This is a genomic window from Vibrio sp. 779(2023) (assembly GCF_033344285.1).
Lineage (GTDB): Bacteria > Pseudomonadota > Gammaproteobacteria > Enterobacterales > Vibrionaceae > Vibrio > Vibrio alginolyticus.
The window spans coordinates 1-25077 of sequence record NZ_JAWPOM010000030.1; the positions used below are offsets into that span (position 1 = coordinate 1).

Genomic DNA, 25077 nt, shown 5'->3' on the forward strand with positions numbered 1-25077 from the left:
TAGCATGAGTAGTTTTACAGGCAAAGCCGAAACGGATGATAACCACCTACTGAAGTAGGTGGTTTAGGGCTGAAAACAAAAAGAGTCGCTATTGCGACTCTTTTTTATGCTTACCACATTGGTGTTTGATCCTTGCGTTTCACGCCTGGAACGCTACCAAGGAGATTACGATGCCGAGCGCCACTCGTAGATCAAGTCATACTGTTCTCGGACAGGCTCCACAATCATCGGCTGAGTTGGTTGTGTTTCGTCACTTGCTTCTGCCACAACATTTACTGGTACTTCAGGCTGCGCTTCTTTTGGCGTCGCGGCGTCTTTTGCTTCATTACTCTGAACCAATGGCTCTTCTTCTTGAGTTGAAGCTGGGGCATCAACTTCACCTAAAGGATCTTCAAAAACCATTAATTGAGAAATAGAAGAAGCTTCTTTCTCAAAAGCTTGTTGTGATGCCAAAAGGTGGATGTTGAGCGTTAACTCGTCCCCTTGAACACGCTTAATCTCTGTACCCGCAACCGAATTAAGTTGTTTTAGCGCATTCTCTAAACGGAAGAAGTCCGTGGCAGAGGTTACATTAAGGACTTTCACTGCTAGCGCTTTTGAAGACTTTCCTGAAACCACAACTGCACTCTTACTTGCATAGTAGTCTGCGATGCCATCCACCATTTCTGCAATAGCATTAGCACCTGATGCAGACCCGCTACGCGGAGAACGTTGCGCCTCTACAATTCTCGTTGGCGACTGGTCGTAGAGTGTCCAACGAATTTGTTCACCTTGAGCCCGTACAACCAAAACGGCGTCAGCTGGGTAGCGCTGGCTGGCTTGACCAATTGGCTCAATAAAGCCGCCCCAAAGATCAGAGACATTAACACCGGTTACATCATCAAAATCCCCAACCGGGATAGTGATTGGTAGGCCTCTTAATTTCGCTGCGCTACGAAGTGCTGCAACATTTGAAGATTCAGAATGCTCCCACGCAATGTTACGATCGTAACCCTGTTCTTCAACCATCCAAACTAAAATATTGGCACGATTTGGCGACCAAGATGGCAATTGTGCTTGTGTTAAAAGAGAGCTGATTTGGTCGTTGTTAAACAACATTTTTAAGCTCGCTTTTCCATCAACCTGCCCATAGCTTAGTTGAGAAATGTAACGCGCACTTGAGCTAAGTGCCTTTTTAATCACTGGATTGCTTAAAGAGGATTGAGAACCGGTCGCTCGAACAATCACATCCTGCATACCTTGTTGACGAGCCAAAGACTCACCGTCGTTCTGCTCACTGTCGATAACCACTTCGGCACGATAGATATCCACCTGAGTTAATGCATATACTGGTAGGGACAACCAACCTATCAGTAAGAGAGCTAAATAGCGCATAGTTTTTATAATCCTCTGAACAAGAACCCGAATAATAAGCAACTATCAAATCTTGAGCAAGGCAAGTACTGAGTAAATTGTCTGTATTATGACCAGCTTTGTTAACTCGGGCCTCAACCAGCACTTCAGTGCTATTTTTTATAATAAACTCATTGCTTATTAAGCTATCTCAACAAGTTAGGCTGTCCATTTTTCATCTTCACGCAAGGCACGTAAAAGAGGACAATTTGCAAGCAAGCAACTCTCAAAAGTGCTATTTATGGGAAAAATTCAATCGAAAGTTTGATCTATGCAACATTGCAAACGATTGCAGGATGATAGTATTCGCCGGATTTGTCTGCGTATCTTGAAAATAGGGAATTATTATGAAAAACGCGTTACAAGGCGCTCAAATGCTCTTTGTCGCTTTTGGTGCTTTGGTGCTTGTGCCGCTCCTAACTGGCCTTGATCCAAACGTAGCCCTCTTTGGTGCCGGTGTCGGTACCCTCCTCTTCCAATTAATGACTAAACGTTCTGTTCCCATCTTCCTTGCCTCTTCTTTTGCGTTTATTGCTCCTATTATGTTCGGTATCCAAACTTGGGGTATCGGTGCAACGATGGGCGGCTTGATGGCAGCTGGCTTAGTTTATGTGGCTCTAGGGGCGATGATCAAAGTGCGTGGTGTTGGATTTATCCATAAAATTCTCCCGCCCGTTGTCGTTGGCCCTGTGATCATGGTTATCGGCCTTGGCCTTGCCCCAACAGCAGTGAACATGGCGGTAGGTAAAACTGGTGATGGAGCTGCACAGCTAGTTAATGGTGATGCTGCGATCATTATCTCGGCGGTCTCACTGCTCACAACCATTGTACTCAGCGTTTTTGCAAAAGGCTTTTTGAAGCTCGTTCCTATTGTTGGTGGTATTCTTGCTGGTTACTCTGTTTCTCTATTCTACGGGGTGGTTGATTTCACTCCCGTAGAACAAGCGGCTTGGCTAGCCATGCCAAACTTCACCGCGCCAGAGTTCAATATCAACGCAATTTTGTTCATGATTCCTGTCGCTATCGCACCTGCGGTTGAGCACGTAGGTGACATGCTTGCCATCTCAAACGTTACAGGTAAAAACTACCTGAAAAAACCAGGCCTTCATCGCACAATCGCAGGTGACGGGGTGGCAACTATCGCAGCTTCGATGGTGGGTGCTCCACCAAACACCACTTACAGTGAAGTAACAGGAGCGGTAATGCTAACCAAAGCATTTAACCCTGTGATCATGACTTGGGCAGCAATCACCGCAATCGTACTTGCATTGGTAGGTAAGCTAGGTGCGGTTCTTCAAACGATTCCAGTTCCTGTCATGGGCGGCATCATGATTCTGCTGTTCGGCTCCATCGCAACGGTAGGCCTCAACACACTGATCAAGAATAACGTTGATTTGCATAAGTCTCGTAACCTAGTGATTGTTGCCGTAACACTTGTGTTTGGTATTGGTGGTATGGCTTTCGGTATTGGTGAGTTCAGTCTACAGGGTGTGAGCCTATGCGGTATCGTGGCAATTATTCTTAACCTTGTGCTACCAAACGATTTAGGTGAAAACCACGTTGTGGATAACGCACAAATGGAAGAAGAAAGCGCGAAATAGTTCGTTTGCGCCGCTTTATTAGGTGGCGTGTCTTACTCTTCTCCTCTTGTAGATACAAAAAAGGCTTGGTTTTCACCAAGCCTTTTTCTGTTCAGTCATAGTAATACATCAAAGAATTACTTAGTACCGAAGATCTTATCACCTGCATCGCCTAGACCCGGAACGATGTAGCCTTTGTCATTAAGCTTCTCATCGATTGCCGCAGTGTATAGCTCAACATCTGGGTGTGCTTTTTCTAGCGCTTCAATACCTTCTGGTGCAGCAACAAGTACCAGCACTTTGATTTGGTTACAACCTTTCTCTTTTAGGAGATCGATAGTAGCAATCATAGAACCACCTGTTGCAAGCATTGGGTCAACAACAAGCGCAATACGCTCCTCGATGTTTGAAGCAAGCTTGTTGAAGTAAGGAACTGGCTCAAGCGTTTCTTCATCACGGTAAATACCCACAACACTGATACGTGCGCTTGGCATGTGCTCAAGAACTCCATCCATCATGCCTAGACCTGCACGTAGGATTGGCACTACGGTTACTTTTTTACCTTTAATCTGGTCTACTTCTACCGGACCGTTCCAACCATCAATGGTCACTTTTTCTGTTTCAAAGTCTGACGTTGCTTCGTAAGTAAGTAGGCTACCGACCTCAGTCGCTAACTCACGAAAACGTTTTGTGCTGATGTCACCTTCTCTCATTAGACCAATTTTATGTTTTACTAGAGGGTGCTTTACTTCAACAACTTTCATGTCCATCTCCGGCTATAGTTGGCAATATTTAAACAAACCTTCAGATTATACATGATTTTCACAGGGATATCAGGATAAATCACTAAAGAAAAAAACAGACGCAAACGTTTGCTATCTATGTTTAAGCACTGTTAGAATAGCGCCGTTTTCATATCCAACTTAATACCGAGGACTTCCCTGTGAGTGGTAACAACTCTTCTCTTAGCTATAAAGACGCTGGTGTAGATATTGATGCAGGCAACGCGCTTGTGGATCGTATTAAGGGTGCGGTAAAACGCACTCGTCGCCCTGAAGTTATGGGTGGTATCGGTGGTTTTGGCGCGCTATGCGAATTGCCAACTAAATACAAACAACCTGTACTGGTTTCTGGTACTGATGGCGTTGGCACAAAACTTCGCCTAGCACTGGATATGAACAAGCACGACACGATTGGCATCGACCTAGTGGCAATGTGTGTAAATGATCTTATCGTGCAAGGCGCAGAGCCACTGTTTTTCCTAGATTACTACGCAACAGGCAAACTAGACGTTGATACCGCAGCGGATGTTGTTTCAGGTATCGCAGAAGGGTGTGTTCAAGCAGGTTGTGCCCTAATTGGTGGCGAAACTGCGGAGATGCCGGGCATGTATGAAGGCGAAGACTACGACGTAGCTGGTTTCTGTGTTGGCGTAGTAGAAAAAGAAGACGTGATTGACGGCACGAAAGTCGCTGCTGGTGATGCACTTATCGCTGTTGGCTCAAGCGGCCCACACTCAAACGGTTACTCCCTTATCCGTAAGATCCTAGAAGTATCTGGTGCAGATAAGAGCGAAGAGCTAGCAGGCCGCACTATTGGTGAGCACCTACTAGAACCAACAAAAATTTACATCAAGTCAGCACTTAAGATGATTGAGAAACACGACATCCATGCGATTTCTCATATCACTGGTGGTGGTTTCTGGGAAAACATCCCACGCGTACTGCCTGAAGGCACGAAAGCAGTTATCGATGGTAACAGTTGGGAATGGCCAGTTATCTTCAAGTGGCTACAAGAGAAAGGCAACGTCGATACACACGAAATGTACCGCACATTCAACTGTGGTGTAGGTCTAATCGTCGCACTACCGAAAGACCAGGCAGATGCAGCAGTTGCTCTTCTTAAAGAAGAAGGCGAAAACGCGTGGGTGATTGGTCAAATCGCACAAGCAGACGCGAACGAAGAGCAAGTTGAAATCCAATAATTTGCAAATCGAGCTCAAAAGATAAGAAGAATGAGGACACTAGATGACTAGGTCCTCATTTTGCTATCTAGAACACTAAAAACCATTCTATTAGTAGGTAGTTTAGAAGCTACATAACTCCAACCTACAATACCAAGGCGCTCTCGACATCATGAAAAACCATACCCTAAAAAACATTGTGGTCCTCATCTCGGGTAACGGAAGTAACCTGCAAGCTATCTTGGAAGCTTGCGAAGACAGCATGCCAAACGCACGAGTGGCAGCCGTGTTCTCTAACAAAGCAGATGCTTTTGGTTTAGAACGTGCAAAAAAGTTTGATGTGGACGGTCACTTTGTCGACCCTAAAGCATTCAGCTCGCGTGAAAGCTTTGATGCAGAGCTAATGAGTCAAATAGATGAATACCAACCAGACGTGATTATTCTTGCTGGTTACATGCGCATTCTGAGCAGCGCATTTGTTTCTCATTACATGGGTAAGATGATCAATATCCACCCTTCTCTTCTACCAAAATATCCTGGGCTACACACACACCAGAGAGCAATTGATGCTAGCGACAAAGAACATGGTACTAGTGTGCACTTTGTAACGGAAGAGCTTGATGGTGGCCCTGTCATACTGCAAGCAAAAGTTCCTGTGTTCGAAGACGATGATGCTAGTGTACTTGCGGCACGTGTTCAGGCGCAGGAGCACCGAATCTACCCTATGGTGGCAAAGTGGCTGGTAGACGAGCGGTTGATCATGAAGGATGGTAAAGCCTATTTAGATGGCAAAGAGCTTGGCGTACATGGGTACGCCTCCGATGAGTAGCCCTGAAAACGGAACTCCAAACACAAAAGAGCAGCCTGAGGGCTGCTCTTTTGTGTTTTCAATACTTATAAACTTGATTCAAGAAAACCATGGTGAGACTAAAAACCTAAAACCCAACATTCTAAAAAATCCCATAACCACTTGAGTAACATAACACTCGGAAAGTAGATTCTGAATCTGGTTCGTTCTTCACCGTTCAGACTGACGAGGTGTTTTATGAGAAATTTCTATCAGTTACGTCTTTACAGCAAGCCTTAGCGAGACTAGGACTCTACTACCAGCACTCTAGAAAGTAAGAATGCTCATCCGTATCCGCCCTCGGTTTAAAACGCATAAAAATAAAGCTCGCGATTAAGCGAGCTTTATTTTTATATTCAGAGTAAGAGACCATCACTCTAACGGTTCGGTTGGCGCTTGATTGCCCGGCTTAGCCGCCGCAAACGGCACATTTACCAGTTCAGAGGCATTATTTTTGACTAGTTCACCTAGGTGAAACAAGCCGTATTCGCCAGGTTTCATACGCTGCCAAGCTTCGTTGCCCGTCAAAGGTTGAGTTGCGATCACAGAAACGATGTCATGTGGCGTGGTTTCTTCTTGGAAGTTAATTTCCACATCTTCATCAAGCAAAGCAGCTTTTCCAAACGGTGCGCGTCTTGTGATCCAATACAAATGATTGGTGCAATACGTCATTACATACTCACCATCACTCAGAAGCATGTTAAATACACCCTTCTCTCTTAGCTCATCACAACATTTAGCAACATATAAGAATACCGACTCCATATCCTTTGGTGGCTCAGGATATCGATCTTCCATTTGCTTCAATAACCAGCAAAATGCCAGTTCACTATCTGTTTCACCGACAGGTCGATGTCGACCTGTATGCAAGTCTTGATAGCCAGAGAGCTGACCGTTATGCGCAAACGTCCAATACCTACCCCACAGCTCACGTGTAAAGGGATGAGTATTTTCTAAATTAACACCACCACGATTCGCCTGTCGGATATGACTAACGACCGCACGACTTTTGATGGGATAATTTTGTACCAACTCTGCAATTTTAGACTCACAACTTGGCTTGGGATCTTTGAAGGTTCGAAAGCCCTTCCCTTCGTAGAAGGTGATCCCCCATCCGTCACGGTGTGGGCCGGTTCGACCTCCACGCTGCATGAGCCCAGTAAAACTGAAACAAATATCCGTTGGAACATTAGCGCTCATACCGAGCAATTCACACATGGTTTAAAAAACTCCCTAACAACACAGCTCGAAACGGTGGCCGTAAACGATTATTCCATCTCTTTTTCGATCAACTGAATGATGATATGAATAATCTTAATATGAATTTCCTGAATGCGGTCTGCATAACCAAAGTGTGGCACGCGGATTTCAATATCTGCAAGGCCTGCCATTTTGCCGCCATCTTTACCTGTTAGCGCAATCGTCTTCATGCCTTTCGCTTGTGCTGCTTCTATCGCTTTCAGGATGTTACCTGAGTTACCTGAAGTCGACAGACCAAACAGTACGTCACCTTTTCGACCAACCGCTTCTACATAACGTGAAAACACGAAGTCATAACCAAAGTCATTACTCACACAAGAAAGGTGGCTTGGATCTGAAATAGCAATACCAGCATAGCCAGGACGATTTTCTCGGTAACGGCCTGTTAGCTCTTCGGCAAAGTGCATTGAATCACAGTGAGAACCACCGTTACCACATGACAATACTTTACCATCTTGCTTGAATGAGTCAGCAATCATTTTCGCCGCTGCTTCGATTTGCGCAATGTTATGGTCATCGCTTAAAAATTTGTTGAGCACTTCAGCAGCTTCGTTTAATTCACTTCTAATCAGATCATGGTACATAAGACGTTCTCTTTATTATTTCGGCTTCAGTCAGCTCTTGACTCACTGAGCAAATTGTTCTGATACCAATTTGGTATCGGACATTTCATAAACCTGAACTCGGGTTTGATTACTCTGAGTTTACCCACAAACGAGAATTAGTGTCGATAGTGAACCAACAGATTTAGATTAGTGATGGTAATAAACTTGTCAACTTGCTCATGAAACCATCACTCAAATCTCAACTTTAGAATTTTAACTCTACTTAGATCACTTTTTATCCAATCTTATGTTTTACATTTCCTTAATATTTTGATTACACTTAAACCAACTGGTTAGACCTCTTACCTAACATACAGACGTACAAAACTTATAAAGTCTGAAAAGGAAAATACATATGGACATCTTGCTCTCAATCATCACGATGGCGATCGTGCTAGGCATTACGCTCTACCACCGCATGTCTCTCGTGAAATCTATTAGCTTACTCACCGCAGCCATGCTGGCTCTTACAGTAGCTGGTACTGTCGGCGTTATTGGTTGGGCTATTTACGTTCTCGCCGCAGCTGTGCTCGCGGTTCCTGGCGTACGTCAGTCTTTAATTAGCCGCAAAGCGTTAGTGCTTTTCAAGAAAGTGCTGCCAGCTATGTCTCAAACCGAAAAAGAAGCGTTAGACGCAGGTACCGTCTGGTGGGAAGCCGAACTATTTAAAGGCAAACCAGAGTGGCAAAAGCTACACGCAATTCAAGCACCTAAGTTAAGTGCGGAAGAACAAGCCTTTTTAGACGGCCCTGTGAATGAAGTGTGCGCCATGGTGAGTGATTTCCAAGTGACCCATGAACTCGCGGACTTACCGCCAGAAGTTTGGCAATACCTGAAAGATCATAAGTTCTTCGCCATGATCATTAAGAAAAAGTACGGTGGTCTGGAATTCTCAGCATACGCGCAATCTTTGGTGCTACAAAAACTAACGGGTGTTTCTGGCGTTCTATCGTCTACCGTTGGTGTTCCTAACTCTTTGGGCCCAGGTGAGCTACTGCAACACTACGGTACTGAAGATCAAAAAAATCATTACTTACCGCGTCTAGCTGAAGGTAAGGAAATCCCTTGTTTCGCCCTAACAAGTCCAGAAGCGGGTTCTGACGCTGGATCTATTCCAGATTACGGTGTGGTCTGTAAAGGCGAATGGGAAGGAAAAGAAGTACTGGGTATGCGCCTGACTTGGAACAAGCGCTACATCACCCTAGCGCCAGTCGCAACGGTACTAGGCTTAGCATTTAAACTTCGCGATCCTGAAGGTTTGCTAGGCGACAAAGAAGATCTTGGCATCACTTGTGCGCTTATCCCAACTGATGTCAAAGGTGTTGAGATTGGTAACCGACACTTCCCGCTCAATGTACCATTCCAAAATGGTCCAACGCGCGGTAAAGACATCTTTGTTCCTATCGATTTCATTATCGGTGGTGAAAAAATGGCGGGCCAAGGTTGGCGTATGCTGGTTGAGTGTCTGTCGGTTGGACGTGGTATCACGCTACCTTCAAACTCAACAGGTGGCATCAAAACTGCGGCAATGGCAACCGGTGCTTACTCACGTATTCGCCGTCAGTTCAAACAGCCGATCGGCCATATGGAAGGAGTTGAAGAACCATTAGCACGCTTGGGTGGTAATGCTTACGTGATGGATGCAGCAAGCAACTTAACCGTTGCGGGTATCGACTTAGGTGAAAAACCTTCAGTTATCTCAGCTATCGTGAAGTATCACTGTACGCACCGCGGCCAGCAAAGCATCATCGATGCAATGGACATCGTAGGCGGTAAAGGTATCTGTATGGGACCTTCTAACTTCCTAGCTCGTGGTTACCAAGGTGCGCCAATCGCAGTAACGGTTGAGGGTGCTAACATTCTAACACGCTCAATGATCATCTTTGGCCAAGGCGCAATCCGTTGCCATCCGTACGTTCTTGAAGAAATGAACGCGGCGTATTCTGAAGCAAGTAATGCTGTCGAGAAATTTGATAAAGCGCTTGCTGGTCACGTGAGCTTTACAATGAGTAACCTAGTGCGCAGTATCTGGTTTGGTTTGAGCGACGGTCTGGGCTCTTCATCACCAACCAGGGATGCAACCAAGCGTTACTACCAACAATTGAACCGTTACAGTGCAAACCTTGCTCTGCTATCGGATATCTCAATGGCAGTGCTAGGTGGCTCTTTGAAGCGTAAAGAGCGTCTATCAGCGCGTCTTGGTGACATTCTAAGCCAGCTATATTTAAGCTCTGCGACGTTGAAACGTTTTGAGCAAGATAGCCGCCCAGTCGAAGATTTACCATTAGTACACTGGGGTCTACAAGACAGTTTGAAACAAGCGGAAGTGGCGGTAGACGAATTCTTAGCAAACTTCCCGAACAAAGTGATTGGTCGTGCACTGCGCGTGTTAATCATGCCATTCGGTCGTGTACGCAAAGCGCCAAGCGATAAACTAGACAGTAAAGTGGCGCGCATTCTACAAACGCCAAGTGCAACGCGCTCACGCATTGGTCGCGGTCAATACCTTGAACCAACCGAGCACAACGCAGCAGGTAAGATTGAGCTTGCGCTGTCAGTCATTCTTCAAGCTGAACCTGTGTTTGACAAAGTATGTAAAGCGCAAGGTAAGCGTCGCCCATTCTTACGTTTGGATATGATTGCTCAGGAAGGGCTAGAGCAAGGCTTTATCACGCAAGAAGAAGCCGATCTACTCAGAGAAGCGGAACAGCATCGTCTAGATACAATCAACGTTGACGATTTTGAGCCGGAACTGCTTGCCGCAAAGCCGCTATACCCTCAGATGGATAGTGTCGCGTAACTCTAGAATCTGAGACCACAAACGGGAGTATCAGCTCCCGTTTTTTATTGCTTCCAGAATCGGATTCATAACACCTCACACTACAAAGCCCCCCTGCGCAATAAAATCCTCGCACTCCAATCTTTCCCCCGATTTCCAGTGATAACTAACTCACAGACGTTCCAACTAAGCGGTGTATACTTTAAGTAACTCACTCACATATATGGTAAATCCGTTGGCTAAAATATTACTCGCACAGTGGTTCCCAGGGCTTGTTCAGCTTAAGCATTATCAAAAAGAATGGTTTGTTAACGACTTTAGAGCCGCCTTTTCTGTTGTCGCGGTTGCACTGCCAGTTGCCATAGCTTATGCACAGTTAACTGGTGTATCCGCAATTGTCGGTCTGTATTCGTGTGTACTGCCAATGTTGGTTTACGCCATGATGGGCACATCTCGGCAACTCATTGTCGGACCCGATGCAGCAACCTGTGCAGTGATCGCTGCTGTTGTGACACCACTTGCCGCAGGTGACCCCACAAAACATTGGCAGTTGGTTATGACCATGACAGCGATGACGGGGATTTGGTGTGTACTGGCAAGTCGTTTCAAGCTAGGGGTGTTTGCAGATTTCCTTTCTCGTCCGATTCTTTTGGGTCTACTCAACGGTGTTGCTCTCACAATTATCGTTGGTCAGTTTGCGAAAGTAGTCGGTTTGAAATACGAGCAACGTTATTTACTGGAACGTTTATGGGAAGCTCCACAACGACTAACCGAGCTTCATTGGCCTACTGTAACTCTGAGTATCGTGACGGTTGTCGTTTATTTGCTCACCAAACGCTACCGACCAACTTGGCCTGCTGCCATGCTGGCGATCCTCGTAACTACTGCGTCAGTTTGGTTTTTCCATTTACAAGAGATGGGCGTATCGGTTGTCGGACTCACTCAAGGTGGCTTCCCTCAGTTTCAAACACCGGAGTTTGAGCTAGGTGAAGTCCGTGAACTAGTGGTCCCGGCGCTCAACCTTGCGATTGTCAGTTTTGTTAGCATGATGCTCACCGCCCGCAGTTTCGCTGCTAAAAACGGTTATGATATTGATGCTAATAAAGAGTTTCAGGCGTTGGGTTTTGCCAACATTGCCTCAGCGTTTTCGCAAGGTTTCGCGATAAGCGGCGCTGACTCACGCACAGCCGTCAATGATGCAAATGGTGGTAAATCTCAATTAGTTTCGATTGTCGCTGCAATCACCATTGCCATTATTGCGGTATTTATTTACGAGCCTTTACAGTTCATCCCTATCGCTTCACTTGGTGTTGTATTGATCATTGCGTCCCTATCGCTGCTCGATCTTAAAGCAATTTGGAAATTAAAATCTCGTGACAAAGATGCATTTTATCTGGCCATCATTACTTTTATTTCTGTGTTGATCGTGGGTGTAATACCGGGGATCACTTTGGCGGTATTGCTAGGGCTGTTTCAATTTTTACGTATTGTCATGCGGCCGAGTGATCAGCTACTTGGCTTGGATGAAAAAGGCACCATTCGGACCATCGACGACTCAGGAAAAGCTTCGCCTATTCCTGGAATGGTGATTTACCGCTTTAACTCACCGCTAACTTACTTCAATGCTCCTTACTTTAAACGTAGAGTGTTAGAGCAGGCAGAGCATCACAAAGACGCAAGTTGCGTTGTCATCGACGCCGTGTCGAGCTTTACTCACTTGGATCTCAGTGTGATGGCAACACTGGCAGATATTCACAATACTTTGAAAAAGAGAGGCGTACGCTTAATCCTCGCAGGAAGGAAACGACGTCTTCGTCAATGGTGTGAGCTTACTGGTATCAGCATCAGTGAAGGAGGCATCTTACTGCGAGCTGATATGTACCTTGCCATTAAACTTAGTGGCTGTTACATCAGTGCTGTGGGTGAGGGACAAATTCCTACTGTTCAAAAAGAGCCTGATTTAGAGCAGCCACCCAAACCAATTCCAGAAGTGGCTTAAATAGAAATTTAATATAGAAGACAGGAAATTAAACTCCTGTTTTCTAGTGCTTATCTTCACAGCTGAATACGTGTTATGCCTTTGGCTTAAACTTTTTTGTCATCCCTTGGCTTTTAGGAGCCACCAGCCTATAACCAAGCTTTTCGTAAAAGACCGGTTCATCAGCAATCATAGAAACGTAAGAGCCTTCAAGTGCAACAGAAGAAAGATAACCGTCGATGTATTCCATGACTTTTCTACCTAAACCGTTACCTTGATAATCAGAGTCAACGGCAACGTCGACAATTTCGAAGTTACACGCCCCGTCACCAACAACACGACCCATTGCAATGAGCTTTCCTTCATCCCGAACAGATACGCCATATAACGAATTGGGTAGGCCAATTTCAGCAGCTTTCAACGATTTGGGTGATAGCCCGGCTTTGATACGCATATCACAGTATTCTTTCGGGCTTGGCACATGCTCTTCATATCTTATTGTCATTATGTACTACTCCTTTGTATCACCTTGGAGCTTACATAACTAAACTGTATAAATAAACAGTTAAACGTTGGAAAGATGTTCCCATTAAGCACACAAAGTATCGGGTCTAGAAAAGAAGCCACCGACAACTCTGACGCCATAATAGATATAAGTTGCTCTGAAGCTAGACATTCCTTTTTCTAAACATGTTTCTCTCAACAACGTATCCGCATGCTTTCGAGCACTTTGTGGCAACACCTCTTCCCTCATGAGTTGGTAAAGAGCATCATGCACTAAAGAAGCTTTCATAATGTTTTTTGTGTCTAACGCTGGCCCACTCGCTCCATCCCATGCATAGCCCTTTTTAATCGTTAACACGCCTTGTTTGGACAAACTAAGAAAAGGGCTGTCATACGCGTTACTCACTGAAATGTGAGTCTCAATCTTTTCTTCAGAATGGAGAGTGTATTTATACTTCTGACGCTTTTTGTATTTCATAACCTAACCGCCTAACTAACTTCAGTGGGAGGAACGGAGATGACTCTCAAATTAGAGTTTCTCAGAGAGTTTTTTCAAGTAGGACTTAGCAAGCTCATGGTTATCTCTGCTCAACCACTTAATACAATCAAAGAGTTCCCAGATCAGGCCTTGATCACCACTGGTATAAACTGGGAAATCTTCATGCTTTGGCGCAGGTTCATCAGTAACCATGCCCGCAATCACATCAGCTTTATCAAATAAAGTCTTAAATGGCTTAGAAATTTTGAAGGGGTCACAGAGATCTAAACAATGAATCTCTGCACTGGTTAGGTCATTAAAAATGTATTTTTTGAAACACGCATTTTCGTTGTGCTCTCCCTCAAGGCGATAAAAAATGTCTTTATTAGCTTCAAACTGGGTAAAGCAAGGCTCTGAGGCTTTATGGAAGTTGTTTTGAGTAAATACAACAACATCAGCGTCCGAAATACGGTCACCTTGTCCTGATGACAAGGAGCCAAGCAATACCGCGGCAACAACGTCTTTTTCAGAATAAAAGGCATCATAAGCTGACTCAACCAAGGCCTTTTGTCGTGGTAAATGTTCTAGTCCTAACTCTCCAATTGTCATAACTCACTCCGTCTATACGCACTAAAATCAAGTCGAAACGTAAAGAGTATCATGCGAGCTTTATTATGATTAATCAACGTTAAATCATGGTGTTACTTTAAAATAAAATGATTAATGACCATGAGAAATATCAAATTCTGTTTCAAACTTAAACTGAAAAAAACGGAGCCGATTGGCTCCGTTTCTCGCTTTATGTGTTACTACTATTTCTTTGGCACTTCTAACTGCATCTCTGGCATGGCATCGCGCTTCGCTTTAATTTTGCGCCAGACTATCCATGCAATGATCACAATCAGCAGCATTATCACGTTACCCACCGCGATAATAATCATGCTGCGCTTACGCTCAGCCTCTCGCTCAGCGATAATTTGCTTTTCCATTTCAATACGGCGCTGTTCGGCTAATTCAGCTTCTTTTGCAATTCGAGCAGCTTCTAGATCAACTTCATCAACAACACTGAAGGTTTGCTCTGGGATAGGAAACACCAACGAGCGCTGGGTTGCAAAATCAGTGGCAAAGATCTCGCCGCGCCATGCGTACTTACCAAGCTCAGCATCGTTATTGAGGTTCAACGTAACTCTCATTCCATCTTTAGAGACCTGTCCTTGGCTGTAACTAATGAAACCATCGGGAGCGTCCTTTTTCACTGTGACTGCAATAGAGCCTGGTGCAATCATACCTTGCTCGCCACTCACCACTAATTGGTGTGGCTTATCGGGATTACGAGCCTGAATAAAAGTACGAGAGATTGGGTTCGGATAAACCAAGATGACTTGTTCTTGCGCTCGTAAGAATACGCCATTGCCAGACGTGATGCGCGCGCGGTACTTACCAGGCTCAACGTCTATTGGGAGCTGAACCGTAAACACACCATCCCCTGCTTTTTCATCCAAGCCTCGGCCGTCATCAGAAAACTCACCCACAACCATCGGCACTGGACGTGCTTCTTTGATCAGCTCATCTTCATTTTCGACAAACTTGGTAAATGTCACGCGCAGATTCACGCGATCAAGGAAGTCGCGCAATACAAGAGGTTTGCCGTCGGAGGTCAGGCGAGCTGTAAACTTAAGCGCTTCCCCATTATATAATCGGTTTGGGAACAGTTCCGTACTGAGCTTTAGGTGAGAAATTAAGCGGATGTTATTTTTAGGCGTAACTTTCCCCACAGCCTGCCATGGACCTGGCATCGGGCTATCAACGGAAATAATATCGAGTGAGGCTTCTTGATACCAACGTACATTGTCGTAAGAGCCCCAGGCATAGTATTTTTTACCGTCAGGACGGACTAAAACAACTGGCTGAGAACTTTGCTCACGATAAACCAAAAACGTGATCTGCTCGATGGTTGGATCAACTCGAAAGCGATTGTCTAACAAAGACATTGTAGATTCACTCGCAGCACTCGAGAGACTACTCCATATCGCTAAAAACGCGACCAACAAAGCCCTCAACATAGCTTCTCCTATTGATGCCAAATACAGTCGTTCACCAACTCTAATCTTTTTTGGTGAGCTTCTAGTTCATCGGCACTTGCGCGCAAAACCTTTAGCGCTTTTCTTCCTTCAATACGACGAATGGTTTCTACTCCACCCTCTTGTTTATTCGCGTTAAATTCTAGACTCGTTTGACCACCCGTCATAAAGAGGTAAACGTCGGCTAGAATCTCCGCATCGAGCAAAGCTCCGTGGAGAGTACGGTGCGAGTTATCAATACCGTAACGTTCACATAAGATATCAAGGTTGTTTCGCTTACCAGGGAAGATTTTCTTCGCCATAGCAAGGGTATCGGTCACCTTACAGTAGTCGTCCGTTTTGCCGATGTTAGGATCGAGCATGCCAAACTCGTAATCCATAAATCCGGTATCGAAGGGCGCGTTGTGGGCAACAAGTTCTGCGCCTTTAATAAACTCAAGAAACTCTTGGTGCACGCTCGCGTATTCCGGTTTATCAACCAAGAATTCATCCGTAATACCGTGAACTTCAACCGCTTCTGGTTGGATTTCACGATCGGGTTTTAAATAAACGTGGAAGTGACGACCAGTCAGCTTACGGTTGATGATCTCCACGGCACCGATTTCAATAATGCGGTGTCCCATGTAGTGAGGACCACCCTCGCGGTTCATACCTGTGGTTTCGGTATCGAGAACGACAATGCGGTTATATTCAGAATTGCTGCTGGTATTCATAAGGTTATGTATGTCAGACTATGCTTTATTAAATGTTTCGGCTAATAGTACCAAAAAATATGACCAAACACGTTGAGATTTTCACTGACGGTTCTTGTTTAGGTAACCCAGGACCAGGTGGTTACGGCATAGTATTGCGTTACAAAGACGTAGAAAAGACACTTTCCAAAGGCTATACGTTAACTACCAACAACCGCATGGAAATGTTGGCGGCTGTCGTCGCGCTGCAGACGTTAAAACAACCTTGCAAAGTCACTTTAACGACTGACAGCCAATATGTGCGCCAAGGTATTACTCAGTGGATCCATAACTGGAAGAAGCGTGGTTGGAAAACAGCGGATAAAAAACCCGTGAAGAATGCCGATTTATGGCAAGCTCTAGACAAAGAAACCGCACGCCATCAAGTTGAATGGCATTGGGTAAAAGGCCACGCAGGCCATCGTGAGAACGAAATGTGTGATGAGCTAGCCCGGACTGCTGCAGAAAACCCAACTGAGGAAGATACAGGTTACCAACCCTCTTAGCGAGATTCTTTCCTCATAGTGTTACCCTCTCGATTCATCACCCCAAGTGGTGTGAGCTTTTTCTTCAAGCGCCAATGCGGTTTGATAGGCTTGAGAGGGTATGTCCGTTTCCGCGCGACTATGTAATACAAACTCCCAGCGGGTGATGCCCAATCACCAAGACTATTTTCCAACCATGTCCACATCGTACGGTAACGTTTCATCGGAAACAGCGCATAACGATCACAATGAATCACTTGATAATTAAGTAACCCTAACCAGTCTTTGATGCGGTTTGACGTAAACATTCGTCCACTCCAAGGCAAATTATGTTTACGCCATGGAAGCAAACTCGCTAATCCAGTCAAGCTTAATGGGTTGAATCCAGTAATAATTACATAGCCATCATCCATCATCACTCTATCGACTTCACGCAACAAACGGTGTGGATCGCTTGCATAGTCGAGCTGATGAGCGAGTATCACAACATCAAAGCTTTTTTCCAAAAAGGGTAATTCGTAACCATCCGCAATCACATTATGCAACGGGTTCTGGATATCTACGTTGACTTGGTGTTGAATGTTACAATTACAGCTGGTTAGCTCACAGCTCAACCCGCCCAGTTTGAGCATATGGTAGCCGAAGAGTTTCGGGCACCATTCATCAAGTCGGGTCTGGATTGACTCAAGCACCCACGGACCGTTGTTCATTGCTGACCAAGTCGACGGGTGTGGTATAGTTTTGTTGCTGAGTGCTGGTTTCATTAACCACCTGACTAAAATGGGTGACGGAGAACGAATCGTGTTAGAGATCAAAAGCATACCCGCATTTAATGATAATTACATCTGGCTGATACAAAATAGCGATAAGCGCTGCGCAGTCGTTGATCCGGGCGATGCGAAGCCAGTATTAGAATTTCTGCAGGCTAACGAATTAACTTTAGAAGCGATTTTAATTACGCACCACCACAACGATCACATTGGTGGCGTTCCAGACTTAGTGCGTGCATTTCCTAACGTCGCCGTTGTGGGCCCAAAATCAGAGCCAATTCCAACCCTAACGACACCAATGGAAGAAGGCGACAAGCTAGAGTTGTTTGGTGAGATTTTCTTAGTACTTGGGTTACCCGGTCATACTTTGGGCCATATCGGTTACGTTGGAGACGGAAAACTGTTTTGCGGTGATGTGCTCTTTTCTGCTGGCTGCGGTCGTATTTTTGAAGGTACGCCTGAGCAAATGTTTGAATCACTGAGCAAACTAACGTCTCTACCAGAAGAAACTCAAGTCTTCTGCGCACATGAATACACGGCGAGTAACGTGGCGTTTGCTCTAGCGGTTGAACCTGACAATGAGCAACTTCGCCAATATCGCGACGATGTAAACCGACTGCGAGCACTCAACATTCCGACACTTCCAACAACAATACGCAAAGAAAAGTGGATTAATCCGTTCTTGCGAACCTCTAACCCTGACGTGGTTCAATCTGTTGCTAGTCGCATTAAAAATAGCGATCCATGCTCGGTTTTTACTGCTTTACGCGAGTGGAAGAACGAATTTTAACCATTTTCTGCTTGTAAGTTTGCAAGACCCCAGTATTATCAGGGACTGATTTTTCGAGAAGCGCCACTGGCGCTTCTCTTACGTTTGGGGTTGATATAAATCTATTTGAATTTCTCCCCATTGCATAATTAGAAGCTCTTTGCCTCTATAAATTAGTTAGTGTTTAAAAGATGTCTATTATCTTGCGACTGCCACGCACATTACGTTGCGCGACAGGCAGGTGAAGATAAACAGGCCCTAAATAGGCTGAATCCATGCGTTTGAAGTATACTTGGGCGTTGGCGTTGTTATTATCTGGCTGTCAATTGACTCAGTCAGATTCAACGTCTTCTACACCAGAAACCAATAAATCTGAGCAGACTGCAAAGCAAAATGCAGTAAAAGCTCAACCGGGCAATAAATCGTCACTAGCAAAAAAATCCGCTAACGACGCGCCTAAAGTTCTCTCCCCCCAAGAACAAGAAGATGTGTGGCAACGTATCGCCATGCAGCTGGACATGGATATCCCAAACCACAAGAAAGTGGACTACTACCGTACGTGGTATTTAAAGCACCCAAATCACCTTTACACGGTATCTAAGCGTGCGACTCCTTTTCTATACATGATCACAAAACGTATCGAAGAGCGCGGACTCCCAATGGAGCTTGCATTACTTCCTGTAGTGGAAAGTTCATTCGATGCCTTTGCCTACTCACATGGTAGCGCGGCTGGGTTGTGGCAATTTGTCCCAGGCACCGGAAAAATGATGGGATTAGAGCAAAACTACTGGTATGACGGTCGCAGAGATGTGGCAGCAGCAACGGATGCAGCGCTGGACTACCTAGTACAACTAAACGAGCGTTTTGATGGTAACTGGGAACATGCAATCGCCGCTTATAACAGCGGTGGAGGCCGAGTTTCTAGCGCAATTCGTAAGAATAAAAAGCTCGGTAAACCTATCGATTTCTTCTCATTAGACTTACCAAAAGAGACCAGCAGTTACGTTCCTAAGCTATTGGCCTTGGCTGACGTTATCGCAAACCAAGACAAGTACGGACTTAATATTCCTGCAATTCCAAACAAGCCTGTTCTAACGCTTGTTGATCCAGAAGAGCAGTTAGATCTGGCTATTGCCGCAGATTATGCCGGCATTAGCGTAAAAGAGTTGCAGAGTTACAACCCAGCATACAACCAGTGGTCGACAGCGCCTGAGGGGCCGCACCAACTTTTGATTCCCGTAGAGAAAAAAGAGACTTTTCTCACCAAGGTGGAGAAAAATCGCGGTAAAGGGATGAAGGTCGCTCGCTACAAGGTGAAATCTGGTGACTCTTTAAGCGTGCTAGCTAATAAATACGGCACAACCACGAAAGTCATTCGACGTGCCAACGGCCTATCGAATAACAATATTCGTATTGGTCAATACCTGTTGATTCCGACATCAACAAAAGACGATGCAAAATACGCATTAACGGCACAAAACCGATTAAACAAGACTCAATCTCGTGCTCGTGGTCAACTCAAGCTCACCCATGTCGTTCAGTCTGGAGAAAGTTTGTGGTCAATCGCACGTAACAATAAAGTGTCGTATAAATCGTTAGCTAAATGGAATGGTATGAGCCCTAAAGATCCATTGCGTGTGGGTCAAAAGCTAGTGATATGGAAGGACTCAGACAAAGGTTCTGTGATCCGTACCGTTTTCTACAACGTTCGCTCTGGCGACACCATTAGCGGCATTGCAAGCAAGTTCAAAGTAAAAACGAACGACATCGTGAAATGGAACTCGCTACACAAGAAAAAATACTTACAACCAGGTCAAAAGCTTAAGTTGTACGTTGACGTAACGAAGGTAAGTGTATGAACCCATCAAGCAATCCACTTGTGATGCTGTTGGACATTTTTCGTTCTCCAACATCTTGTTTTCTCGCGCTTTATCAACGCGGCGGATGGGGATGGCAACCGTTCATCTTCCTGATGCTTAGTCCGTTTTTATTCTGGGGTGCTTACTTTTCGAATGTCGATTTCACGTGGCTCAGTGATCAACTTGCTGCGCAATTTCAGCAAATCGACCCGAAGCAGATAGAACTATTAGAACCAAACACGCTAATGGCAAGCGCGATCATCAATGATGTATTCAACCGCTTTGCCACCTTAATATTGCTCGCGCTTTGGTTCTTTCTTGCAACAAAGGCAAGCAAACAACAATACGGTTACTGGAAATGGTTTGCCGCATCGTGTGCTATCTTATTCCCAGCAGTATTGGGCGATGTAGCAAGCTACGCGAGCTTGCTACTCAAGCATGGTCAGGTAATGACTTACGCTGCCGATTTAAATAGCCTCAATGGTCTATTAAAGCTGCCTCTTACTAACGAATGGTCTCATTTCGCTAGCTCGTTACCTTTGCTTCTGCCTTGGTACATTGTGCTCGGCTACGGCGTTGTACTGACGTGGACGGAGTTTGAACGTGGCCAAGCTTTGGTGATTGCAAGCCTGCCATGGGTATTCTTCTACGTTATTTGGGCACTTTATATTGTGGTAACCTAAGCTAGTCATTTAACGTAAATGACAATAACAATGGGTTATGATCGGAAGCGTCGCTCTGCGGCGCTTTTGCGTACTTAAGCGTCAGACCTCGGTAAAACACATGGTCCAGTGGTAACCCTGTTATAAATTGGACTCGATGATCCGGCAAGAACGTCACCTCTTGTAAGTCCGCAGCCTTTAAGGCCTGCCTCATCGCATTAACGCGAGATTCACTCCAGCTATTGAAGTCTCCAGCAAATAGAATTGGCCCCACATGATGCTTTAAAAGCATTTCAAGCGCCGTTAACTGAGATACATACTCTTTTGTACCCACGGTGAAGTTAATCGCATGTACATTCACCACTGCGAGTTTCTCGCCATTACTCAAGTGATACTGGCTATATAATGCAGACTTAGGTAAGCGAAGCCACGGCTCTTTAGAGGTGTAAGCGCAGGCTTTTTCTGGTTGCCCTTGAGCAATACTAATTACACCGGCACCGCTACCCAGCGCCTTAAAAGCACTCACTTGATTACTAACCCAGCGACCATCCACCAACCACTGTTTAAATGATGGTGTCATGCTGGCTTCTTGCAATAACAGTAACTGCTTATCAGCAGAAAACTCATCGAGTGCACGTTGCCAATTAGCCCGGTTCTGTTTGTAGATATTCCAGACAAGCACATTGATTTTGCCGTCATGATCGAGAGCTTTTGAATCGCTAAATTCGATGCACCTGATATCTTGTGTCAGCTCGGTACCTGTTTGAGTAATAATTTGCGGCTGATCTGGTACGGTGAAAATAACCTGGAAGCCAACCAATACCGCCATTACGAGAAAAGCTAACGCCAGAAAAAAACGCTTAAACATACGACAAACCTGAATGTAGGCACCCGAAATCTAGAACAACCAATCTCGGGTTAAATGATTTCACTAATAAGCAAACAACAAAAAAGGAGCCACTTGGCTCCCTTTTAGCATAATAAATACGAAACAGGTGACAAGAAACCTTAGATCGCGTCTTCGTCTTCTTCACCAGTACGAATACGAACCACACGCTCAATATCAGTGACGAATATTTTACCATCACCAATCTTACCAGTTTGCGCGGTTTCAATGATTGTCTCTACGCATTTATCAGCCACATCTTCCGTTACAACGATTTCGAGCTTCACTTTAGGTAGAAAGTCCACCATATACTCTGCACCACGGTAAAGCTCTGTGTGACCTTTTTGGCGACCAAAACCTTTCACTTCAGAGACAGTCATCCCTGTAATGCCAACTTCAGCTAGCGCTTCTCGAACATCATCCAGTTTAAATGGCTTGATAATCGCTTCAATTTTTTTCATGTTCATCCCTTAAGCTTCAATCGATTGCGCTTATTATCGTTTAGCGTTTCGCAACATTCAATGTTTGTCTCTGATCCACCAGCGAAAATCCAGGCTGAGCAAATTAACATAGCGAATATCGTGAGTTGATAAAACCCAATGAGAACTGCTCAATGCCCAATCGTCCAAGCTTTTTCAGACTCGCGTTTACTTCAAACTTGCGTAGTAAGCCGCTAGGTTAGCGATATCTTCATCAGACAACAATGAAGCTTGAGCTTGCATCACAGCAGCAAGCCCACCTGTTCGCTCTTTGTTTTTATAAGCTTTAATTGAACTGATAATATATTGCTCATTTTGCCCTTTCAGATTTGGGTAACCCGGAATGACAGCAATACCATCAGCGCCATGACACGCCGCGCATACTCCCGACTTTGCTTGACCTGCTGCAGCATCTCCCGCAGCTAGAGCCTGCCCACTGAACATGGTTAACGCCACCATTGCACCCATGATTGTTTTCTTCATTGCTTCACCTAATCAATTATTATTTAAGGATTTTTATATTTTATAATCGACATTGTGGCATGAATTTTCATTACCTGCGCCAAATAAGTTCACAATCTTGACCATTAAACGCCTGATCAACGAACAGATCTGCCACAGCAACGACTCGGTCTTGGTACATTAAAATCGGAATTTGACGACGCAGCCAGCTTGGCACATTGTATTCTTGGAATAACTTCTTCAGTTTTCGACTATGATTACGCGTGGTTGGATGCGCTGATAAGCCTTCCGGATTGAAGGTCACGCGAAGCAATTCTGGCTGACTCGGTAGCGCAATCGTTGCGTTACTAGAACTCGTCGTTAAGGTCAGCTCCCCGAGTCCCTCAGGCAGCGACAAAGTCGCATCAACTTGAATCGTACTTTGCCACTTAGTGACATCAGCCGTTTCCTTTACCCAATAGAGACAATTTCGAAAACGGCGCACTTCACCTTGTTTAAGTTGTAGTTTGGGGTTGGCATCTTGCTGAGCTAATGCCACTTCATTCCAGATAAGATTGAGTTTTACCTGAGTCGGCATACTAGTATTAAGCTTAGCTAGCCACATACGAATCAAGCGCGCACGCGCTAATCCACTGTGCTTAGCCAGTTCTTCAATACTCAAACTTAGATCCGTTTGTAAAGCGCGTTCAAACACCGTGCTCAATAGTTCATCCAATAGTGCTTCTTGTTGAGCACATAAACTTGCACTGCGCTGAACCGCTTGATGGATACTCGGCCAGCGACCAGACAATTCAGGAATAACACAATGACGAAGAAAGTTACGATCATAACGGGTATCTTGATTGCTTTCGTCTTCCACCCACTCCAAGCCTAATTTAGTAGCGGCGTCTTCGATGGTCTTCCGCTTGATAGTAAGCAATGGTCGAACTAGAGATCCGCAAGAAAACGGCATACTCTCCGCCATCGAAGATAACCCTTTTGGCCCGCTACCGCGCTTAAGAGCAAGGAGAAAAGTCTCTATTTGATCGTCGGCATGTTGACCAGTCAACAGTATATCGCCTTCTTGAATGTACTTAGTTAAGGCTTGGTAGCGAGCTTCACGAGCAAGAAGTTCAATACTTTCACCATTGCTGATGTCTAAGCTCACTCGCTCGACCGAGCACGATATCCCCACTTGTTGTGCCCAAAGTAAGCATTTATCGGCCCAATTATCGGCATTCGAGCTTAAACCATGGTGCACATACACAGCGTGACACTCTACAGAGTGCGCTTGTTGGTAGCGACTGAGTAATTCGAGTAAAAGACGTGAATCCACTCCTCCGCTAAACGCCAAGACAACCTTAGTGCCTAATTGATAGTAGCGGCCGAGAACTTGAGCAAAATGCAGGTAAAGCGATTCCATAAGCGATCCGATAGGTACAAAAAAGGGCTGGACTCTCATCCAACCCTTTCTATTTTAACTGTTATCACTTGAGATATCAGCTAACGCTTAATAGCAATCACCGAAATTAACAGTAACCGTAGCTCATTAGACGCTGGTAACGACGCTCACGTAGCGTCTCTTCACCCAATTGTTCTAGATCTTCTAGCTGACGAAGTAGTGTCGCTTTCATATTCGCTGCCATTTGAACATGATCGCGATGAGCGCCGCCTAGTGGCTCTTCAATGATTTCGTCGATCAGTTCAAGCTCTTTAAGACGCGGAGCAGTTAGACCCATTGCCTCTGCCGCTTGTGGCGCTTTGTCTGAATCACGCCATAAGATTGAAGCACAACCCTCAGGAGAAATTACTGAGTACGTAGAGTACTGAAGCATGTTCACGTAGTCGCCTACACCGATTGCTAGTGCACCACCAGAACCGCCTTCACCAACAACGTTACAGATTACTGGCACTTTAAGACCAGACATCACTTTTAGGTTTTTCGCGATAGCTTCAGATTGACCACGCTCTTCTGCGCCCACACCTGGGTATGCACCAGCCGTGTCAATAAATGTGATGATCGGCATGTTGAAACGCTCTGCCATTTCCATCAAGCGTAGAGCCTTACGGTAGCCTTCTGGTTTCGGCATACCAAAGTTACGTTTCACCTTTTCTTTGGTCTCACGACCTTTTTGGTGACCAATGATCATCACAGGGCGGCCTTCAAGGCGAGCCATGCCACCCACAATCGCTTTGTCGTCTGCAAACGCGCGGTCACCGGCTAATTCATCAAACTCCTCAAAAGCGTGTTGGATGTAATCCAGCGTGTAAGGACGTAGTGGGTGACGAGCCAGTTGAGCTGTTTCCCATGCACCTAGGTCACTGAAGGTTTTTTTCTTCAGCTCTAAGCTTTTCTTCTCAAGCTGTTCGATTTCTTTATCCAGGTCAATCGCAGAATCACCACCGTGACGAGAGACATCACGTAATGCTTCAATTTTCGCTTCTAGTTCTGCAATTGGCTTTTCAAATTCAAGAAAGTTTAGGCTCATCTATGAATCCTTGTTTACTCAGCGTCTAACATATTGCGC

Annotated in this window: 24 protein-coding genes; 9 read left to right on the top strand and 15 right to left on the bottom strand. The window is 45.1% G+C overall.

What is annotated here, in order from left to right; all coding sequences use genetic code 11:
- Positions 1 to 165 precede the first annotated feature (165 nt).
- Positions 166 to 1374 (bottom strand): DUF2066 domain-containing protein, encoded by a 1209-nt coding sequence (locus R8O70_RS22950; protein WP_033907510.1) that lies wholly within the window; start codon positions 1372 to 1374, stop codon positions 166 to 168.
- Between the two features lie 365 nt (positions 1375 to 1739).
- Here R8O70_RS22950 and R8O70_RS22955 point away from each other — a divergent pair, with 365 nt between their 5' ends.
- Complete coding sequence (locus tag R8O70_RS22955) at positions 1740 to 2993, top strand: uracil-xanthine permease family protein (protein ID WP_005389855.1); 1254 nt, start codon at positions 1740 to 1742, stop codon at positions 2991 to 2993.
- A gap of 116 nt (positions 2994 to 3109) precedes the next feature.
- On the opposite strand, the gene upp is transcribed toward R8O70_RS22955, so the two are convergent.
- Positions 3110 to 3736, bottom strand: a complete 627-nt coding sequence (upp, locus tag R8O70_RS22960) for a uracil phosphoribosyltransferase (RefSeq protein ID WP_005380401.1) — start codon at positions 3734 to 3736, stop codon at positions 3110 to 3112.
- 179 nt (positions 3737 to 3915) lie between these two features.
- On the opposite strand from upp, the gene purM reads away from it, so the two are divergent.
- Together purM and purN are read left to right on the top strand one after the other, a co-directional pair.
- Positions 3916 to 4956: a phosphoribosylformylglycinamidine cyclo-ligase gene (purM, locus tag R8O70_RS22965; protein ID WP_005389861.1), complete on the top strand. Its 1041-nt coding sequence runs from the start codon at positions 3916 to 3918 to the stop codon at positions 4954 to 4956.
- A gap of 151 nt (positions 4957 to 5107) precedes the next feature.
- Positions 5108 to 5764 (top strand): phosphoribosylglycinamide formyltransferase, encoded by a 657-nt coding sequence (gene purN / locus R8O70_RS22970; RefSeq protein WP_213964439.1) that lies wholly within the window; start codon positions 5108 to 5110, stop codon positions 5762 to 5764.
- 390 nt (positions 5765 to 6154) lie between these two features.
- On the opposite strand, the gene R8O70_RS22975 is transcribed toward purN, so the two are convergent.
- Both R8O70_RS22975 and lpcA read right to left on the bottom strand, forming a co-directional pair.
- Positions 6155 to 7000, bottom strand: coding sequence for a class II glutamine amidotransferase (locus R8O70_RS22975; RefSeq protein ID WP_005380394.1), 846 nt, complete (start codon positions 6998 to 7000; stop codon positions 6155 to 6157).
- A gap of 50 nt (positions 7001 to 7050) precedes the next feature.
- Positions 7051 to 7626, bottom strand: a complete 576-nt coding sequence (lpcA, locus tag R8O70_RS22980) for a D-sedoheptulose 7-phosphate isomerase (protein ID WP_005380392.1) — start codon at positions 7624 to 7626, stop codon at positions 7051 to 7053.
- Between the two features lie 376 nt (positions 7627 to 8002).
- Here lpcA and fadE point away from each other — a divergent pair, with 376 nt between their 5' ends.
- Positions 8003 to 10447 (top strand): acyl-CoA dehydrogenase FadE, encoded by a 2445-nt coding sequence (gene fadE, locus R8O70_RS22985; protein WP_238970038.1) that lies wholly within the window; start codon positions 8003 to 8005, stop codon positions 10445 to 10447.
- A 202-nt stretch (positions 10448 to 10649) separates the two neighbouring features.
- Positions 10650 to 12425, top strand: a complete 1776-nt coding sequence (locus R8O70_RS22990) for a SulP family inorganic anion transporter (protein ID WP_258623493.1) — start codon at positions 10650 to 10652, stop codon at positions 12423 to 12425.
- Positions 12426 to 12498: 73 nt separating this feature from the next.
- On the opposite strand, the gene R8O70_RS22995 is transcribed toward R8O70_RS22990, so the two are convergent.
- From R8O70_RS22995 to dnaQ, 5 genes are all read right to left on the bottom strand, one after another.
- Positions 12499 to 12909: a GNAT family N-acetyltransferase gene (locus tag R8O70_RS22995; protein ID WP_005391824.1), complete on the bottom strand. Its 411-nt coding sequence runs from the start codon at positions 12907 to 12909 to the stop codon at positions 12499 to 12501.
- An 84-nt stretch (positions 12910 to 12993) separates the two neighbouring features.
- On the bottom strand, positions 12994 to 13386 hold the full coding sequence (locus R8O70_RS23000) for a DUF1353 domain-containing protein (RefSeq protein WP_017633769.1): 393 nt from the start codon (positions 13384 to 13386) through the stop codon (positions 12994 to 12996).
- A 51-nt stretch (positions 13387 to 13437) separates the two neighbouring features.
- Positions 13438 to 13995, bottom strand: coding sequence for a hypothetical protein (locus tag R8O70_RS23005; protein WP_258623495.1), 558 nt, complete (start codon positions 13993 to 13995; stop codon positions 13438 to 13440).
- A gap of 203 nt (positions 13996 to 14198) precedes the next feature.
- Positions 14199 to 15449 (bottom strand): TIGR03503 family protein, encoded by a 1251-nt coding sequence (locus tag R8O70_RS23010; RefSeq protein WP_258623497.1) that lies wholly within the window; start codon positions 15447 to 15449, stop codon positions 14199 to 14201.
- Positions 15450 to 15457: 8 nt separating this feature from the next.
- Positions 15458 to 16180: a DNA polymerase III subunit epsilon gene (gene dnaQ, locus R8O70_RS23015; protein WP_005380385.1), complete on the bottom strand. Its 723-nt coding sequence runs from the start codon at positions 16178 to 16180 to the stop codon at positions 15458 to 15460.
- A gap of 59 nt (positions 16181 to 16239) precedes the next feature.
- Here dnaQ and rnhA point away from each other — a divergent pair, with 59 nt between their 5' ends.
- A complete protein-coding gene (gene rnhA, locus R8O70_RS23020) occupies positions 16240 to 16704 on the top strand; it encodes a ribonuclease HI (RefSeq protein WP_005380384.1) in 465 nt (154 codons plus the stop codon).
- Here the strand turns inward: rnhA and R8O70_RS23025 are convergent.
- Positions 16701 to 17447 carry a class I SAM-dependent methyltransferase gene (locus R8O70_RS23025; RefSeq protein WP_017636046.1) on the bottom strand — a complete coding sequence of 249 codons (747 nt, stop codon included), beginning with the start codon at positions 17445 to 17447 and terminating at the stop codon, positions 16701 to 16703. The genes rnhA and R8O70_RS23025 overlap by 4 nt on opposite strands.
- Positions 17448 to 17484: 37 nt before the next feature.
- Here R8O70_RS23025 and gloB point away from each other — a divergent pair, with 37 nt between their 5' ends.
- From gloB to R8O70_RS23040, 3 genes are all read left to right on the top strand, one after another.
- Positions 17485 to 18243: a hydroxyacylglutathione hydrolase gene (gene gloB, locus R8O70_RS23030; RefSeq protein WP_005380380.1), complete on the top strand. Its 759-nt coding sequence runs from the start codon at positions 17485 to 17487 to the stop codon at positions 18241 to 18243.
- Positions 18244 to 18497: 254 nt separating this feature from the next.
- Positions 18498 to 20081: a LysM peptidoglycan-binding domain-containing protein gene (locus R8O70_RS23035; protein WP_005391819.1), complete on the top strand. Its 1584-nt coding sequence runs from the start codon at positions 18498 to 18500 to the stop codon at positions 20079 to 20081.
- Entirely contained in the window at positions 20078 to 20764 is a 687-nt protein-coding gene (locus tag R8O70_RS23040) for a YIP1 family protein (RefSeq protein WP_033905504.1), read from the top strand. Before R8O70_RS23035 ends, R8O70_RS23040 begins: the two co-directional genes overlap by 4 nt.
- Before the next feature lies 1 nt (position 20765).
- Here R8O70_RS23040 and R8O70_RS23045 read toward each other — a convergent pair whose 3' ends face one another.
- The 5 genes from R8O70_RS23045 to accA all read right to left on the bottom strand — a co-directional run bounded on the left by R8O70_RS23045 (position 20766) and on the right by accA (position 25038).
- Positions 20766 to 21611 (bottom strand): endonuclease/exonuclease/phosphatase family protein, encoded by an 846-nt coding sequence (locus tag R8O70_RS23045; protein ID WP_033905505.1) that lies wholly within the window; start codon positions 21609 to 21611, stop codon positions 20766 to 20768.
- Positions 21612 to 21751: 140 nt separating this feature from the next.
- Positions 21752 to 22090: a nitrogen regulatory protein P-II gene (glnB, locus tag R8O70_RS23050; protein ID WP_005380372.1), complete on the bottom strand. Its 339-nt coding sequence runs from the start codon at positions 22088 to 22090 to the stop codon at positions 21752 to 21754.
- 186 nt (positions 22091 to 22276) lie between these two features.
- On the bottom strand, positions 22277 to 22591 hold the full coding sequence (locus tag R8O70_RS23055; protein WP_017636043.1) for a c-type cytochrome: 315 nt from the start codon (positions 22589 to 22591) through the stop codon (positions 22277 to 22279).
- Positions 22592 to 22661: 70 nt separating this feature from the next.
- Positions 22662 to 23972: a tRNA lysidine(34) synthetase TilS gene (gene tilS / locus R8O70_RS23060; RefSeq protein WP_318184382.1), complete on the bottom strand. Its 1311-nt coding sequence runs from the start codon at positions 23970 to 23972 to the stop codon at positions 22662 to 22664.
- Between the two features lie 106 nt (positions 23973 to 24078).
- Positions 24079 to 25038, bottom strand: a complete 960-nt coding sequence (gene accA, locus R8O70_RS23065) for an acetyl-CoA carboxylase carboxyl transferase subunit alpha (RefSeq protein WP_318184383.1) — start codon at positions 25036 to 25038, stop codon at positions 24079 to 24081.
- Positions 25039 to 25077: the final 39 nt, after the last annotated feature.

Excerpts from the sequence above, each read along its gene's own strand:
- rnhA (WP_005380384.1), top strand. The coding sequence starts at position 16,240 with ATGACCAAACACGTTGAGATTTTCACTGACGGTTCTTGTTTAGGTAAC.
- R8O70_RS22955 (WP_005389855.1), top strand. The coding sequence starts at position 1,740 with ATGAAAAACGCGTTACAAGGCGCTCAAATGCTCTTTGTCGCTTTTGGT.
- purN (WP_213964439.1), top strand. The coding sequence starts at position 5,108 with ATGAAAAACCATACCCTAAAAAACATTGTGGTCCTCATCTCGGGTAAC.
- R8O70_RS22990 (WP_258623493.1), top strand. The coding sequence starts at position 10,650 with ATGGTAAATCCGTTGGCTAAAATATTACTCGCACAGTGGTTCCCAGGG.
- dnaQ (WP_005380385.1), bottom strand. The coding sequence starts at position 16,180 with ATGAATACCAGCAGCAATTCTGAATATAACCGCATTGTCGTTCTCGAT.
- R8O70_RS23025 (WP_017636046.1), bottom strand. The coding sequence starts at position 17,447 with ATGAAACCAGCACTCAGCAACAAAACTATACCACACCCGTCGACTTGG.
- glnB (WP_005380372.1), bottom strand. The coding sequence starts at position 22,090 with ATGAAAAAAATTGAAGCGATTATCAAGCCATTTAAACTGGATGATGTT.
- R8O70_RS23035 (WP_005391819.1), top strand. The coding sequence starts at position 18,498 with ATGCGTTTGAAGTATACTTGGGCGTTGGCGTTGTTATTATCTGGCTGT.
- R8O70_RS22950 (WP_033907510.1), bottom strand. The coding sequence starts at position 1,374 with ATGCGCTATTTAGCTCTCTTACTGATAGGTTGGTTGTCCCTACCAGTA.
- fadE (WP_238970038.1), top strand. The coding sequence starts at position 8,003 with ATGGACATCTTGCTCTCAATCATCACGATGGCGATCGTGCTAGGCATT.
- R8O70_RS22975 (WP_005380394.1), bottom strand. The coding sequence starts at position 7,000 with ATGTGTGAATTGCTCGGTATGAGCGCTAATGTTCCAACGGATATTTGT.
- upp (WP_005380401.1), bottom strand. The coding sequence starts at position 3,736 with ATGAAAGTTGTTGAAGTAAAGCACCCTCTAGTAAAACATAAAATTGGT.
- tilS (WP_318184382.1), bottom strand. The coding sequence starts at position 23,972 with ATGGAATCGCTTTACCTGCATTTTGCTCAAGTTCTCGGCCGCTACTAT.
- accA (WP_318184383.1), bottom strand. The coding sequence starts at position 25,038 with ATGAGCCTAAACTTTCTTGAATTTGAAAAGCCAATTGCAGAACTAGAA.
- R8O70_RS23040 (WP_033905504.1), top strand. The coding sequence starts at position 20,078 with ATGAACCCATCAAGCAATCCACTTGTGATGCTGTTGGACATTTTTCGT.
- R8O70_RS23055 (WP_017636043.1), bottom strand. The coding sequence starts at position 22,591 with ATGAAGAAAACAATCATGGGTGCAATGGTGGCGTTAACCATGTTCAGT.
- R8O70_RS23045 (WP_033905505.1), bottom strand. The coding sequence starts at position 21,611 with ATGTTTAAGCGTTTTTTTCTGGCGTTAGCTTTTCTCGTAATGGCGGTA.
- R8O70_RS23000 (WP_017633769.1), bottom strand. The coding sequence starts at position 13,386 with ATGAAATACAAAAAGCGTCAGAAGTATAAATACACTCTCCATTCTGAA.
- R8O70_RS22995 (WP_005391824.1), bottom strand. The coding sequence starts at position 12,909 with ATGACAATAAGATATGAAGAGCATGTGCCAAGCCCGAAAGAATACTGT.
- R8O70_RS23005 (WP_258623495.1), bottom strand. The coding sequence starts at position 13,995 with ATGACAATTGGAGAGTTAGGACTAGAACATTTACCACGACAAAAGGCC.
- lpcA (WP_005380392.1), bottom strand. The coding sequence starts at position 7,626 with ATGTACCATGATCTGATTAGAAGTGAATTAAACGAAGCTGCTGAAGTG.
- R8O70_RS23010 (WP_258623497.1), bottom strand. The coding sequence starts at position 15,449 with ATGTTGAGGGCTTTGTTGGTCGCGTTTTTAGCGATATGGAGTAGTCTC.